The organism is Mesorhizobium sp. C268A (assembly GCF_040324475.1).
Lineage (GTDB): Bacteria > Pseudomonadota > Alphaproteobacteria > Rhizobiales > Rhizobiaceae > Mesorhizobium.
This window is the reverse complement of sequence record NZ_JAMYVX010000001.1, coordinates 4,024,062-4,038,320: the sequence shown is the minus strand read 5'-3', so window position 1 is coordinate 4,038,320 and position 14,259 is coordinate 4,024,062. Positions and strand designations below refer to the sequence as shown.

The following is a 14,259-nucleotide window of genomic DNA, read 5'->3' as shown; positions in this document are numbered from 1 at the left end:
CCCTTGGGAATTGCGTCAAGACAACGAGAGAGCGGGTCGCCGTTTCTGTGAAACGCGTGAAACGCTCGCCCGCTCGCCTACCGCTTGGGCGAAGCCAATTGCACGGTGAAGACATTGCCCGCGACGCCTTGCGCCAGCGTCGGCGAGAAGCTCAACGGCAAGCACTTTTGCAGGGCAGTAGTTGCGGCGTCGACGAATGATTTCCTGGTATCCGCATCGCCATCGACCTTGATCGCCGTCGGCCGCGGCGGACCAATCAGCGTGCCGTCGCTTGAAGCTGAAGCTCAAGGTGACGCTGGCATTTCCAACACCCGCCGGCGGCGTCCAGCACGCCTGGATGGCATCGCCGACCTCCGCCATCGTGTCGAGCGGCGCGGCATCGGAGGGGTAGCCTCCGGCCAACACAACACCGGCAATCGCAAACACTCTCGCTACGCCCTTCATAAAGCTCCTCGTGTGTCGTCCGCCGACCATGATGGTAGGGTCGAAGCAAACGATGGCAATATGCCTGATGTCTTACAGCATGAGACGCGCCTGATGGCGCATCGGCGAAAAGCAAAAGGCCGGCATTGCGCCGACCTTTCCCTTCACCCTTGCGCCAGTACATCCGTGGTCGCCGCGGTGCCTTCAATAGACAGCGCTTTGGTTAATGAATCCTTAGCGTTGCGCGTTGGCCTGCGACTTCACATACGCAATGTAGCCGCGCACGTCGCCGGCCGGCTCGGCATAGGCCTGGCCGAGTTTCTTCTCCATCGCAGCGACATACTCCATGGCCCATTTGGGCAGCGCATAGTCGATGACGGCCAGGAACTCCAGCGTCGATGCCAGGCGTATGTCGGCGATCGACGGGTGCTTGCCGCCGATGAACGGCTTGCCGTCCCTGAAGAAGGAGTGAAACACCTCCAGCGGCTCGGCAATTGCCGCCATGGCGGCCTTCTGCGCCTCGGACTTCTTCTCCGGATGGGCGTCGCTATGGCCGACCTCGCCGGCATAGTGCGGGAAACCCAGCGCCGGATAGGTGGCGCGCGCCACATACGGGTAGAGCGTGCCGATCAGGTAGAACATGGCGCTGTCGACCATCGCCCGCTTGGCCGGCGCCTTGGGATAGAATTTCTCCAGCCCGTGCTTGTTGGCGAGATACTGCATGATGGCACAGCTCTCCCACAGCACGCCGCGCGGCAGCCCCTTGTCCTCGATCATCGGCGTCAGATGCGCCGGATTGCGCGCCATATATTCGGGCGAGCGCGTGTGGCCCCAGGCGTCAGTCTCGGCGGCGTCGAACCCGGCCGCACGGGCAAACACCCGGACGGTCATGTTGTTGACGCTCGGCTTCAGCATCGAGAGCTTCAGCGCCGGTTTTTTCGCCGCCTTGACCTTCGGCGCGGATTTCTTGGCAGCCGGCTTTGTCGCGGCTTTCGCGGCCGGCTTCGCGGCTGCCTTCGGCGCGGCCTTTACGGCCGCCTTTGCGGCCGGCTTCGCTGCCGCTTTTGCTGCTGGCTTGGCCGCTGGTTTGCCAGCGCTCTTAACTGTCTTTGCCATTATGGTCCTCCCCTTTTTCTGGCCGTCAGTATGGATTCTTCGGCGTCCGGTCGTCCGACAAGGTCGCGCGCGACCGTTCGACCAGCGTCTGGATCGCGTCGGCAAGGTGCACTTCGGCGATGTTGTAGTCGCCGCGCGCAACGCGCAGCTTGTGCGCCTGCATCAGCACATCGGCGTGGGTGAAGCCGGCCGGCGGCTCAAAGCGATAGGACGCCAGTTCGATCAAGAGGCCGAGCGGATCCTCGAAATAGATCGAATCCATGAAGCCGCGATCCTTGACGCCGCTGTGCTTGATGGCGCGCTCGTCGAGCCGGGCGACCGCCTGCAGGAAGGTCACGCGCGACACCGAGAACGCAATATGATGGACGCAGCCCGGTTCGGTGGGCGTGCGCCGCTTGACCGGCGTGCGGCTCTCGTCGGTGAAGACGGTGATCAGCCTGCCGTCGCCGGGATCGAAATAAAGATGGCTTTCGCTTGGCTTGTCGAGGTTGGGCTGCTCGAAAATGAACGGCATGCCGAGCACGCCTTCCCAGAAATCGATCGAGGTCCGGCGGCCGGCGCCGACGAGCGTGATGTGATGGACGCCCTGCGACTGCAATTTCTGCATCGGTGTCCTCCTCCCCGACCCTCGCCTATGTTCCCCGGCGTCTTGGGCGCCGCAAAGAGCCCTTTGGCTAGGCTTCGTACATGATGCTAGTGCAATTGGCAGCGCCGCGCCACAAGCTCGCGGAGACTGCCGGCGCTGGATGGTGAAAGAGGCTTAAGGTTGCATGACCTGAGGCTACGCAACGGCTCTGAGTTCGGCCTCCGCCAGCGTGCCCAGGCCCGCGCATTCGGCGCATGCCATGGTCTGCCCGGGACAGCCGGCCCGATGCGTACCTTGCGGGCAGCAATGCCCTTTCGACTCACGCCATTTCAAGCAATCGAAAACCTGCCCGCTGCCGTGACAGCACGGGCATATCATTTTTGCCGAATTCATGCCTGCTATGCCAAACCAAATCCGCGTTGCCGCAGATGCTATCCCCGCACCGCAAGTAACAGAGATCGCTACGCTTTCAAGCGTCGCGGCCTGACTTAAATTGGGTGTATTCGGGTGCGCGGACTTGCCGAATTTCGCTGATGCCGCCGACCCTCGCGGTCACACGCGATCCGCGCGGCTGCTGCCCGAAATTTTCGATGATGCGGAAGGAAAGTCGTTGTTTGGTACGCCCAAGGGGAATCGAACCCCTGTTCCCGCCGTGAGAGGGCGGTGTCCTGACCGCTAGACGATGGGCGCGTTCAAGAACCGGCGATATAGGCTGACGGTTTGGAAAAAGCAACTGGGCTTCGAACCGCCGGACCGCTTCTGTGCAATCTCGGTTTGCGGACTTAGCGTTTCGGCTCGATCAGGTCCCACAGATTGCCGTAGAGATCGGCGAAAACCGCCACGGTGCCGTACGGCTCATGGCGTGGCGTTTCATGGAAATCGACGCCGTTTTCCAGCATCGTCGCATGGTCCCTGGCAAAATCGTCGGTTTCGAGAAACAAAACCACGCGGCCGCCGGTCTGGTCGCCGACGCGGCTTTTCTGCACATCGTCCAACGCTTCCGCCAGAAGCAGCCGGGGGCCTTGCCCGGCCGACGGCGTTACCGTCACCCAGCGCTTGCCGTCACCGAGATCGATGTTGTCGCAGAGCGCAAAGCCAAGCTTGCCGACATACCAGGCAATCGCCTCGTCATAATCGGCGACGACGAGCGTGACGGTTGCTATGCGGCGATGGTCGGCAAACCCGGTCATTGTTTCGGCCCGCTCATTTGTTGCGGATGGCGAAGCGGCCGATGATACGGCGCTCGGCGATGTCGTAGACGAAGATGGTGCGGCTGCCGTCGCTGAGCTCGGCGTCGATCGAAATGCGATTGCCCGACAGAGCCTGGCTGATCACCTTGGCTCCGACCGGGAGCACTATGTCGGCCGCGAGCGGCTCGCCGGGCGGAACTGGAATGTCGTTGGCGAGCGGCGGGTTCGCGGGCGGCGCTTTGCGCGATTTGTAGACAATGGCTGCGATCACCACCATAAGGGCCAGCAAAAGCAGGCCGAGATTGATGGCCATGAAACGGATGAGCCTGCCGCGCACCTTTTCGATCTCGGGATCGAGCGGCTTTTCTTCTTCATCGGCAACGGGCCGGGCCATGGCAGAACTTCCGGAACTTTTTTCGATGAGCGCTCATAGCGAAGAGACCCCTGAATTGATAGAGGCTGGACAATTCATAGAGGCGGCGCCAACCGTGCTCGAAGCCGGCGCGGAAGCGGCCGGCCAGCGCCTCGACCAGTGGCTGGCGAGCGCCCTTGGTCCCGACATGTCGCGCAGCCGGGTGCAGATGCTGATCCGGCAAGGTGCCGTTTCGATCGACGGCAAGCCGGTCGACGAGACCAAGCGCAAGATGAGTGCCGGCGAGCGCGTATCGGTCGTCATGCCCGAGCCGGAACCGGCCGAACCGCAAGGCGAGGCCATCGTGCTCGACGTGCTTTATGAGGACGACGAGCTGATCGTCATCAACAAGCCGGCCGGCCTCGTCGTCCATCCCGGCGCCGGCAACTGGACCGGCACGCTGGTCAACGCCCTGATCCACCACTGCGGCAACAGTCTTTCCGGCATTGGCGGCGTCAGGCGGCCGGGCATCGTCCATAGGCTGGACAAGGAAACGAGCGGCGTCATGGTGGTGGCCAAGACCGACCGCGCCCACAAGGCGCTGTCGGAGGCCTTTGCCGACCACGGCCGCACCGGCGACCTCGAACGTGCTTATTTGGCGCTGGTCTGGGGAATCCCGTCGCGGCCGACCGGAACGGTCGACGCGCCGCTTGGCCGTGCCGCCGACCGCGTGCGCCGCGCCGTCGTGCCGGAAGGCCGTGACGACGCCCGCCACGCCGTGACCCATTTCACCGTCAAGGAGCGTTTCGGCGAGGGCCAGCAGGCGTTTGCCACCGCCAGCCTGGTCGAATGCCGGCTGGAAACCGGCCGCACCCACCAGATCCGCGTCCACATGGCCCATATCGGCCATCCCGTCATCGGTGACCCGGATTACGGCCAGGCCTTCCGCACCAAGGCCAACCGGCTGCCTGAACTGCTGAAGGGTCAGGTCAAGGCGTTTTCCAGGCAAGCTTTGCATGCCTGGCTCCTTGCATTTCGGCACCCGGCTACCCATTTATCGATGAGGTTCGAGGCGCCGATACCGGGGGACATGGAGGAACTCGTCGGCGGCTTTCGCAAACTCTGAACCCCAGCTATTCCAGGAAAAGTGTGAAACGGTTTTCCGTCCGGAATTGCGTCTAAACAAGCCAGCTAAAACCTGAGCGGCATTGTTCACTTCAGCGTGACACACTGTTTCGTGTTGAACAAATGCCTGTCTTTTCTGGTTTTGTTCCTATATAACTCAGTTGCCGCGGGCGAGCCTTTTGGTGCTCGCGTCACATGCCCGCCGCGTTTCGGGGGCATCACTCCAATAGAGAGGGGGCGCAATCATGGCCCAGTCACTACCCAGTATTGTTTCCGGCGAAGGCGGCCTCAGCCGCTACCTGGAAGAAATCCGCCGCTTTCCCATGCTTCAGCCGCAGGAAGAGTACATGCTCGCCAAGCGTTACGCCGAGCATGAAGACACCAGCGCTGCGCACAAGCTCGTCACCAGCCACCTTCGGCTCGTTGCCAAGATCGCCATGGGCTATCGCGGCTACGGCCTGCCGATCGGCGAAGTGATCTCGGAAGGCAATGTCGGCCTGATGCAGGCCGTCAAGAAATTCGAACCCGAGCGTGGCTTCCGCCTCGCTACCTACGCCATGTGGTGGATCAAGGCCTCGATCCAGGAGTACATCCTGCGCTCGTGGAGCCTGGTCAAGATGGGCACGACCGCCAATCAGAAGCGCCTGTTCTTCAACCTGCGCAAGGTGAAGGGCAAGATCCAGGCGCTGGACGATGGCGACCTCAAGCCCGACCAGATCACCGAGATCGCCACCCGGCTGAACGTGTCGGAAGCTGAAGTCGTGTCGATGAACCGCCGCCTGTCCGGCGACGCGTCGCTGAACGCGCCGATCCGCGCCAGCGAAGGTGAATCCGGCGAATGGCAGGACTGGCTGGTCGATGACCACGAAAGCCAGGAAGACATGCTGATCGAGCAGGACGAGCTGGAAAACCGCCGCGGCATGCTGTCGGGCGCTCTGGCCGTGCTCAACGATCGTGAGCGGCGCATCTTCGAGGCCCGCCGCCTCGCCGAGGAGCCGCTGACGCTGGAAGAACTGTCGTCCGAGTTCGACATCAGCCGCGAGCGCGTGCGCCAGATCGAGGTGCGCGCCTTCGAGAAGGTGCAGGACGCGGTCAAGGCCGCCGCCAAGCGCCAGATGCAGGCGCTGCGCACGATCGAGGCGCAGCCCGCGGCGTAAGGGTGGGTTCGGCTAAGGAACAAAGGCGGCGTCGGGAAACCGGCGCCGCCTTTTTTGTTTTGTCGTCCGTCGGCGGTTAGCGAAAGTCGGGCAACAGCTGATCTCCCCCCTTGAGGGGGAGATTGGCAGCTTCGGCGACGGCGCCTACAGCATGAACCGATCTACAGCCCATCCAGCGGAAACTTGAGATACCTTCGGCCATTGGCCTCCGGTTCCGGCAGCCGTCCACCATTCATGTTGACCTGCAGCGCATGCAGGATCAACCGCGGCATCGGCAGTGTCTTGTCGCGCGCTTCGCGCAAGTCGACGAACTCGGCTTCGCTGCGCGCCGCAACGAGGTGGATATTCTTTGCCCTCTGCTCGGCGACCGTGCTCTCCCAGCACGGCTCGCGGCCGCCGGCCTGATAGTCGTGGCCGACGAACACGCGCGTATCGTCCGGCAGCGCCAGAATGCCCTCAATCGAATGCCACAGCCGCGCGGCACTGCCGCCGGGAAAGTCCGTCCTTGCCGAGCCGCTGTCGGGCATGAACAGCGTGTCGTGGACGAAGGCGGCGTCGCCGATGACAAAGGTGATCGAGGCGAGCGTGTGGCCGGGCGAGAACAGCACCTTGACCGGCAGGTTGCCGATCATGAACGTTTCGCCTTCCCCAAACAGCCGGTCCCACTGCGAGCCGTCTGCGGGGAAATCCGGCCAGTTGTAGATCGCCTTCCACAGCGCCTGGACTTCGATGATCCTGTCGCCGATCGCCGTCGGCGCGCCGGTCTTTTCCCGGAGATAGTGCGCCGCCGAGAAATGATCGGCATGCGGATGGGTGTCCAGGATCCACTCGAGCTCCAGCCCGTTTTCGCGGATAAAATCCAGCAAGGCGTCGGCATTCTTCGTCGCCGTCGCGCCGGATTTTTCGTCGAAATCGAGGATCGGGTCGATGACGGCGCAGCGTCTCGTCACCGGGTCGGTGACGACATACTGGATGGCGCCGGTCTGCTTGTCGTAGAAGCCGGCGACCTCAGGTTTGGCCGAAGCGATGTCCAATGTCCGGCCCCCCTGCCCCTTGCCCGACAGGAACCGTTTTCTCCGTCGGGTTGAACAAGAGCATGGTCATCTGGCAAAGCGCGCCGGTCAAGCACGCCTTGCCACAAATAGGACTGAAGCCCCAAATAGCTCCGACGGAGAAAACCTAGGCTGACGGCTGCTTGGTCTTCCTGAGATAGGGCAGGATCGTCTCGAAAGCGCCAAAACGCTTGACCGCATCTTCGTTCGAAACCGCGGCGGTGATGATCACATCCTCGCCCTGCTTCCAGTTGGCCGGCGTCGCCACCTGGTGCTTGGCCGTCAGCTGCATGGAATCGACCGCGCGCAGGATCTCGTCGAAGTTGCGGCCCGTCGTCATCGGGTAAGTCAGCACCAGCTTGATCTTCTTGTCCGGCCCGATGACATAGACCGAGCGCACCGTGGCGTTGTCGGCCGGCGTGCGGCCGTCCGACGTCTCGCCGGCGCCCGCCGGCAGCATGTCATAAAGCTTGGCCACCTTGAGGTCCTTGTCGCCGATCAGCGGGTAGTTCACCGTCTGGCCGGTCGCCGTCTTGATGTCGGCCTGCCACTTGTCGTGGCTCGCAACGGGATCGACGGAAATGCCGATGACCTTGACGTTGCGCTTCTTGAACTCGCCTTCGAGCCCCGCCATCGTGCCCAGCTCGGTGGTGCAGACCGGGGTGAAATTCTTCGGATGGCTGAACAGGATCGCCCAGCCGTCGCCGATCCAGTCATGAAACTTGATCGGCCCTTGCGTGGTCTCGGCGGTGAAGTCAGGCGCGATGTCGTTGATACGAAGGCTCATGGCATTATTCCCCAGCAACAGATTTCGTCAGGAGCGGCCGTGGACGGCGTCAACGCTCCGGCATTCCCGCATCTTAGCGCAAAAATCGCGGCTGCAGGACAATAGGAAACTATTATTGGCGACCGAACGAGCACTTTCGTTCTACGGACCGACGTTGGGCCGACAATCTTTCGTTTGTGCGGGGAAGACTCAAGCCTTGTTGACCGCCAGCGACGTGGCCAGGTCTTCCATGCGCTGGGCGAGCGCGCCGAGCGCGCTGGTCAGCACGGTGTCGTTCTTGTCGGCCTTGGTCAGCGCTTCGTCGCGCGTCTTGCGCAGTGTCTGCACTTCGGTCTCCATGCCCTTGACCCGCTTCTGCAGCTCCGAAAGCTCGTCCATCACCATGATGCCGGCCATCACCGTCAGCCGCTGGTCGCCGATCTCGCCGAACGAATCCTTCAGATGCGAGACATAACGGTCGAACCGCTCGGCGAGGTCGATCAGGTGCTCTTCCTGACCCTCGTCGCAAGCCATGCGATACTGCTTGCCGTCGATGGAAACCGTGACCTGTGCCATGGCCTGCAGCTCCTACCTGTCCAGCACCGCGCGGATGGTTTCCATGGCGGTCACCAAGCGGCGCGACACTTCCTTGTTGGCATCTTCCAGCCGTTCGGCGCGGGCTTCGGAATTGTCGAGTTCCTGCGCCAGCCGTGAACGGTCGGCGTTCATGCGCTGCACCTCAGCCTCGGCTTCGGAATAGTCGCGCTCGTGCTCGAGCTTGGCCGCGACGGCGTTTTCCAGCCCCTCGATGGCCTTGCCCAGCCTGTGGATGACTTCCTTGAGTGTGGTTTCGCCGGTCATGGCCTTCGTCCTGTGCCCTGCCCATCACCGAATCGCTTCGCGTTCAGAACGCGTTAACAAGGAAACATTAGGCACCGGGTGAAGGCAACGTCAACAAAGCTCTCGCGACTGTCCCCCGCTAACGCTAATGTAGGTCGCCCCATAAGGTCTCAAAGCCATCACAAGACCGGCAAATGTGCAGCCGATTTGTTGACTAAAAGCCCGTGGCTGCTATGTGTCGCGCACTCTTTCCTGGGCTCTGCCAAGCCCACAAATCCCCACCCCGGAGGTACCATGACGTCGCGTGAACAACATGACCGGATGGCCAATGCGATCCGTTTTCTCTCCATGGACGCCGTCGAGAAGTCCCAGTCCGGCCATCCCGGCCTGCCCATGGGCTGCGCCGACATCGCCACAGTGCTGTTCACCCGCTTTCTGAAATATGATCCGAAGAACCCCCATTGGCCGGACCGAGACCGCTTCATCCTGTCGGCCGGCCACGGTTCTATGCTGCTCTACTCGCTGCTGCATCTGACCGGTTACGAGGACATGACCCTCGACCAGATCAAGCATTTCCGCCAGCTGGGTTCCAAGACTGCCGGCCATCCCGAATACGGCCATGCCACCGGCATCGAGACGACGACCGGCCCGCTCGGCCAGGGTCTCGCCAATTCGGTCGGCTTCGCGCTCGGCGAGCGCATCATGAACGCCGCCTTCGGCAACGACCTCGTCGACCACTACACCTATGTGCTGGCCGGCGACGGCTGCCTGATGGAAGGTGTTTCCCAGGAAGCCATCGCGCTGGCCGGCCACCTCAAGCTCAACAAGCTGATCGTCTTCTGGGACAACAACAACATCTCGATCGACGGTCCGGTTTCGCTTGCAGACAACACCGACCAGGTCGCCCGCTTCCAGGCCTCGGGCTGGAATGCCAGCCACATTGACGGCACCGACCCCGAGGCGATCGCCTACGCCATCGAAGCCGCCCGCCATTCCGACAAGCCGACGATGATCGCCTGCAAGACGACCATCGGCTTCGGCGCCCCGACCAAGGCCGGCACCAACAAGGCGCACGGTTCGCCGCTCGGCGCCGACGAGATCGCAGGCGCGCGGAAATTCTTCAACTGGGACTCGCCGCCCTTCGAAATTCCGGCCGACATTCTCGACGCCTGGCGCACCGCCGGCAAGGCCGGCGTCAAGCCGCGCACCGACTGGGAAGGCCGGCTCGCCAAGGCCAAGCCCGAGCTGAAGGCCGAGTTCGAGCGCCGCCTCGCCGGCAAGCTGCCGTCGAATTTCGATGCCGTCATTGCCGACTACAGGAAGAAGCTGTCGGCCGACAAGCCGAAGGTCGCCACCCGCAAATCGTCGGAAATGGCGCTGGAAGTCATCAACGGCGCGGTGCCGGAAACCATCGGCGGCTCTGCCGACCTGACGGGCTCCAACAACACCAAGACCAGCCAGACCAAGAACATCACGCCGGACGATTACGGCCAGCGCTATGTCCACTACGGCATCCGCGAGCATGGCATGGCGGCCGCCCTCAACGGCCTGACGCTGCATGGCGGCCTCATCGCCTACGGTGGCACCTTCATGTGCTTCTCTGACTATGCCCGTCCGTCGATGCGGCTGGCGTCGCTGATGGGCATCCGCTCGATCTTCGTCATGACCCATGATTCGATCGGTTTGGGCGAAGACGGCCCGACCCACCAGCCGGTCGAGCACCTGGCGGCGCTCCGCGCCATCCCCAACCACAATGTCTTCCGTCCGGCCGACGCGGTGGAAACCGCCGAATGCTGGCAGATTGCCATTGAATCGGAAAAGACCCCGTCCACCCTGGCGCTGACCCGCCAGAACCTGCCGACGGTGCGCACCGAGCACTCGGCCAGGAACCTCTCGAGCCAGGGCGCCTATGAACTGGCCGCGGCGAGCGGCGAAGCGGCGGTGACGATCTTCGCGACCGGCTCCGAGGTCGAGATCGCGCTCGGCGCCCGTGATTTGCTTGAAAAGCATGGGCACCCGACCCGCGTCGTCTCGGTGCCTTGCTTCGAACTGTTCGACCAGCAGAGCGACGCCTACCGCAAGGAGACGATCGGCAACGCGCCGATCAAGATGGCGATCGAGGCCGGCATCCGCCAGGGCTGGGATCACCTGATCGGCTCCGACGGCATCTTCATCGGCATGACCGGCTTCGGCGCTTCCGGCACCATCGAGCAGCTCTACCCGCATTTCGGCATCACCGCCGAAGCCGCGGCCAAGGCGGCGGAAGCCCGCCTGCACGGCAAGTAAGATCAGGGTCAGTCCCGCGCACCTCCAAGGCGGATTCGCGGGGCTGGACCAACCTAATCGATTTAAATTCGGCCTTCTGCGGCTGGATTCTTGTGCCATCCGCCGCTATGAAGCTGCGGACCCATCTGCCGCCTCCAGCTCCCAGGGAGAGTAAAATGACCGTCAGAGTTGCCATCAACGGATTTGGCCGCATCGGCCGCAACATCCTGCGCGCCATCCATGAATCCGGCCGCAAGGACATCGACGTCGTCGCCGTCAACGACCTCGGCCCGGTCGAGACCAACGCGCATCTGCTGCGCTATGACAGCGTGCACGGCCGCTTCCCGCACGAAGTGTCGGTCTCGGGCGACCAGATCACCGTCGGCAAGGAGACCTTCAAGGTCACCGCGATCAAGGACCCGGCGCAGCTGCCGTGGAAGGAGCTCGGCATCGACATCGCGCTCGAATGCACCGGCATCTTCACCGCCCGCGACAAGGCTGCCGCGCATTTGACCGCCGGCGCCAAGCGCGTCGTCGTCTCCGCGCCTGCCGAAGGTGCTGACCTCACCGTCGTCTACGGCATCAACCACGACAAGCTGACCAAGGACCACATCGTCATTTCGAATGCGTCCTGCACCACCAACTGCCTGGCGCCGCTCGCCGCAGTGCTGCACGAGACCGTCGGCATCGAAAAGGGCATGATGACGACGATCCACTCCTACACCGGCGACCAGCCGACGCTGGACACCATGCACAAGGATCTCTACCGCGGCCGCGCGGCTGCCCTGTCGCAGATCCCGACCTCGACCGGTGCGGCCAAGGCGATCGGCCTGGTGCTGCCCGACCTCAAGGGCAAGCTCGACGGCATCTCGATCCGCGTGCCGACCCCCAACGTCTCGGTCGTCGACTTCAAGTTCATCGCCAAGCGCGCCACCACCGTGCAGGAGATAAACGAAGCGGTGATCGCCGCCTCCAACGGCAAGCTGAAGGGCATTCTCGGCGTCACCCATCATCCGAATGTGTCGATCGACTTCAACCACGATCCGCGCTCGTCGATCCTGGCGCTCGACCAGACCAAGGTCATGGACGGCAACTTCGTTTCGGTGCTGTCCTGGTACGACAATGAGTGGGGCTTCTCCAACCGCATGGCCGACACCTCGGTCGCCTTTGGCAAGACCATCGCCTGATCTGAAGGCATCGTCTCGCAGCTTCGAACGCCCGGCTGTGCCCGGGCGTTTTTCGTCAGCGCGCCGGGCAAGGCGCGCCGAGCCGCCAAACGCCGGAAAATCAGCGGCATAAGGCAAAAAGCCATCCTTGCGCCTTGCACCGGCCATGCCTTCGCCCCACTCTCCCGTGAATCGGTAGAAAGAGGAATTCGAGGGGCAAATCACGGATGGAGCATGCGATCTATCTCGTCACGCTGGTCGGCACAGCGCTAGTCGTCGCCGCAGCGTTCTCGAGCCTGATCGCCTTCCGCTTCGGCGCCCCTTTGCTGCTGCTCTTCCTCTGCATCGGCCTCGCCAGCGGCGTCGATGGTCTCGGTATCGAATTCGACAATGCGCGCGTGGCATATTTTGCCGGCTCGCTGGCGCTGGCGGTCATCCTGTTCGATTCCGGTTTCGGCACGCCGCTCAACGCGCTGCGCCAGGCGGCCGGACCGGCGGTGTCGCTGGCGACCTTCGGCGTAATCCTGACCACTGGCCTGTTCGGCGCCGCCGCCTATTACCTGCTCGACCTCAGCTGGCTGGAATCCTTCCTGCTCGGCGCCGCGGTCGCCTCGACCGATGCGGCGGCCGTCTTCTTCCTGCTACGCGCCGGCGAGATCAATCTGCGCGAACGCGTGCGCGCGACACTGGAAGTCGAATCCGGCACCAACGACCCGATCGCCATCTTCCTGACCATCACGCTGGTCGAGATCATCGCCGCCCACGCCAATCCCGAGACCCATGTGCTGGTCACCGACCTGATCCTCGGCTTCCTGCTCAATATGGGGCTCGGCGCCGTCGTCGGCGTGCTTGGCGGGCTCGGCATCGTGCGCCTCGTCGACCGGCTCAACCTTGACCATGGCTTGCTGCCGATCTTCGTGCTGACCCTGTCACTGATGGTGTTCGCCGCGGCCGGCGCCATTGGCGGCTCGGGCTTCCTGGCGGTCTATCTCGCCGGGCTCATTGCCGGCAACTCCGACATCCGCGCCGTCACCATCCTGAAGCGCTTCCAGGACGGCATGTCGTGGCTGGCACAGATCATCATGTTCCTGATCCTCGGCCTGTTCGCGACACCCTCGCAGTTTCCGGCGATCATGGTGCCGGCGGTGCTGCTCGGCCTATTCCTGATGTTTGTCGCGCGCCCTGTCGCCGTCTGGCTCTGCCTGATCCCGTTCCGCCTGCCGCGTCCCGAGATCGCGTTCGTCTCCTGGGTCGGCCTGCGCGGCGCCGTGTCCATCCTGCTTGCCATCACCCCGCTGCTCGGCGGACTGGAGAACGGCCGCACCATCTTCAACGTCGCCTTCATCATCGTGCTGGTATCGCTGGTGGTGCAGGGCTGGTCGGTCGGTCCGCTGGCGCGCCGGCTCGGCCTGATCGTGCCGGCGAGGCTCGGGCCGCTCGACAAGGTCGAACTCGAACTGCCGGGCTCCGCCCATCACGAACTGCTCGCCTACCGCGTGGCGCCCGGCAGCCCGGTGGCGCGCGGCGAGCGTATCCCGCGCTGGGCACGGCCCTCGTTGGTGCTGCGCGACGGCCGCTCGATGCGTTTCCAGGACATGGGCCGGCTCGCGGCCGGCGACCAGGTTTATATCTTCGTGCCCGACCGCTATCCGCGCCTGCTTGACAAGCTGTTTGCCAGCCGCGCCGTAGTCGACCCCGAGGATGCCGACTTCTTCGGCGCCTTCGCCGTCGATCCCGCCCGCTCGGCCGCAGAGCTCGAGGCCGCATACACACCGGGATTGAGCGAAGCCGAGCAGAAGCTCACCGTCGGCGCGCTGGTGACGGCAAGGCTTGGCGGCCATGCCGAATATGCCGACCGGGTGCTGATCGGCCCGATCGAATTGATCGTCCGCGACGTCGACGACAAGGGCAAGATCACCGGTCTCGGCCTCTCCTTCGAGCCGACCGCGCCGGTGGCGCGGGTTCCGGTGTTCCTGAGCGCCGGCGAGATCGGCGATCGTGTCTCCGCCTTCATCCGCAACTGGCGCAAGCCGACCGAGACGCAGACTGCAGAGGCGACAGCCAATGAGAAGGCCCTTGAGCCGACGGCGGAAAAGATAACGACAGAAGGCTGACAAGCGATCGGTTCACGCTGACGTCCCGCATCATCACGACAGCCTTCGCCTTGATCTCAAAATTTAGCTCGCACCCCGGCTCAAGCCTTGCATCGTCATCGATGCGA

13 protein-coding genes, 1 tRNA gene and 1 pseudogene are annotated in these 14,259 nt (G+C 63.4%); 5 read left to right on the top strand and 10 right to left on the bottom strand.

Annotated features, from left to right (window positions below):
- Positions 1 to 77: 77 nt before the first annotated feature.
- From NKL06_RS19720 to NKL06_RS19695, 6 genes and pseudogenes are all read right to left on the bottom strand, one after another.
- Positions 78 to 444: pseudogene (locus NKL06_RS19720) on the bottom strand (UCP034077 family protein).
- Between the two features lie 213 nt (positions 445 to 657).
- The gene (locus NKL06_RS19715; RefSeq protein WP_023693673.1) at positions 658 to 1,539 is read right to left on the bottom strand and encodes a glutathione S-transferase family protein; all 882 of its coding nucleotides are present in this window, start codon (positions 1,537 to 1,539) and stop codon (positions 658 to 660) included.
- A 25-nt stretch (positions 1,540 to 1,564) separates the two neighbouring features.
- The gene (locus NKL06_RS19710; protein ID WP_023670120.1) at positions 1,565 to 2,146 is read right to left on the bottom strand and encodes a VOC family protein; all 582 of its coding nucleotides are present in this window, start codon (positions 2,144 to 2,146) and stop codon (positions 1,565 to 1,567) included.
- 594 nt (positions 2,147 to 2,740) lie between these two features.
- A tRNA-Glu gene (locus NKL06_RS19705) sits at positions 2,741 to 2,815 on the bottom strand.
- A gap of 92 nt (positions 2,816 to 2,907) precedes the next feature.
- Entirely contained in the window at positions 2,908 to 3,315 is a 408-nt protein-coding gene (locus tag NKL06_RS19700; RefSeq protein ID WP_023693672.1) for a VOC family protein, read from the bottom strand.
- 13 nt (positions 3,316 to 3,328) lie between these two features.
- Positions 3,329 to 3,709 carry a hypothetical protein gene (locus NKL06_RS19695; RefSeq protein ID WP_023690093.1) on the bottom strand — a complete coding sequence of 127 codons (381 nt, stop codon included), beginning with the start codon at positions 3,707 to 3,709 and terminating at the stop codon, positions 3,329 to 3,331.
- A 25-nt stretch (positions 3,710 to 3,734) separates the two neighbouring features.
- Here NKL06_RS19695 and NKL06_RS19690 point away from each other — a divergent pair, with 25 nt between their 5' ends.
- On the top strand, positions 3,735 to 4,793 hold the full coding sequence (locus tag NKL06_RS19690; protein ID WP_023693671.1) for an RluA family pseudouridine synthase: 1,059 nt from the start codon (positions 3,735 to 3,737) through the stop codon (positions 4,791 to 4,793).
- Between the two features lie 244 nt (positions 4,794 to 5,037).
- Positions 5,038 to 5,949 (top strand): RNA polymerase sigma factor RpoH, encoded by a 912-nt coding sequence (rpoH, locus tag NKL06_RS19685; protein ID WP_023670124.1) that lies wholly within the window; start codon positions 5,038 to 5,040, stop codon positions 5,947 to 5,949.
- 161 nt (positions 5,950 to 6,110) lie between these two features.
- Here the strand turns inward: rpoH and NKL06_RS19680 are convergent, their stop codons facing one another.
- The 4 genes from NKL06_RS19680 to NKL06_RS19665 all read right to left on the bottom strand — a co-directional run bounded on the left by NKL06_RS19680 (position 6,111) and on the right by NKL06_RS19665 (position 8,628).
- Positions 6,111 to 6,983, bottom strand: coding sequence for an MBL fold metallo-hydrolase (locus NKL06_RS19680; protein ID WP_023693670.1), 873 nt, complete (start codon positions 6,981 to 6,983; stop codon positions 6,111 to 6,113).
- A 145-nt stretch (positions 6,984 to 7,128) separates the two neighbouring features.
- Positions 7,129 to 7,788 (bottom strand): peroxiredoxin, encoded by a 660-nt coding sequence (locus tag NKL06_RS19675; protein WP_023693669.1) that lies wholly within the window; start codon positions 7,786 to 7,788, stop codon positions 7,129 to 7,131.
- A 189-nt stretch (positions 7,789 to 7,977) separates the two neighbouring features.
- A complete protein-coding gene (locus NKL06_RS19670; RefSeq protein WP_023670127.1) occupies positions 7,978 to 8,343 on the bottom strand; it encodes a cell division protein ZapA in 366 nt (121 codons plus the stop codon).
- Between the two features lie 12 nt (positions 8,344 to 8,355).
- Entirely contained in the window at positions 8,356 to 8,628 is a 273-nt protein-coding gene (locus NKL06_RS19665; protein ID WP_023670128.1) for a DUF4164 domain-containing protein, read from the bottom strand.
- 273 nt (positions 8,629 to 8,901) lie between these two features.
- Between NKL06_RS19665 and tkt the strand changes: the two genes are divergently transcribed.
- The 3 genes from tkt (at position 8,902) to NKL06_RS19650 (ending at position 14,152) form a co-directional block, all read left to right on the top strand.
- The gene (gene tkt, locus NKL06_RS19660) at positions 8,902 to 10,893 is read left to right on the top strand and encodes a transketolase (protein ID WP_023683983.1); all 1,992 of its coding nucleotides are present in this window, start codon (positions 8,902 to 8,904) and stop codon (positions 10,891 to 10,893) included.
- A 155-nt stretch (positions 10,894 to 11,048) separates the two neighbouring features.
- On the top strand, positions 11,049 to 12,059 hold the full coding sequence (gap, locus tag NKL06_RS19655) for a type I glyceraldehyde-3-phosphate dehydrogenase (protein ID WP_023683984.1): 1,011 nt from the start codon (positions 11,049 to 11,051) through the stop codon (positions 12,057 to 12,059).
- 206 nt (positions 12,060 to 12,265) lie between these two features.
- Entirely contained in the window at positions 12,266 to 14,152 is a 1,887-nt protein-coding gene (locus NKL06_RS19650) for a potassium/proton antiporter (protein ID WP_023683985.1), read from the top strand.
- The last annotated feature ends 107 nt before the right edge of the window (positions 14,153 to 14,259 follow it).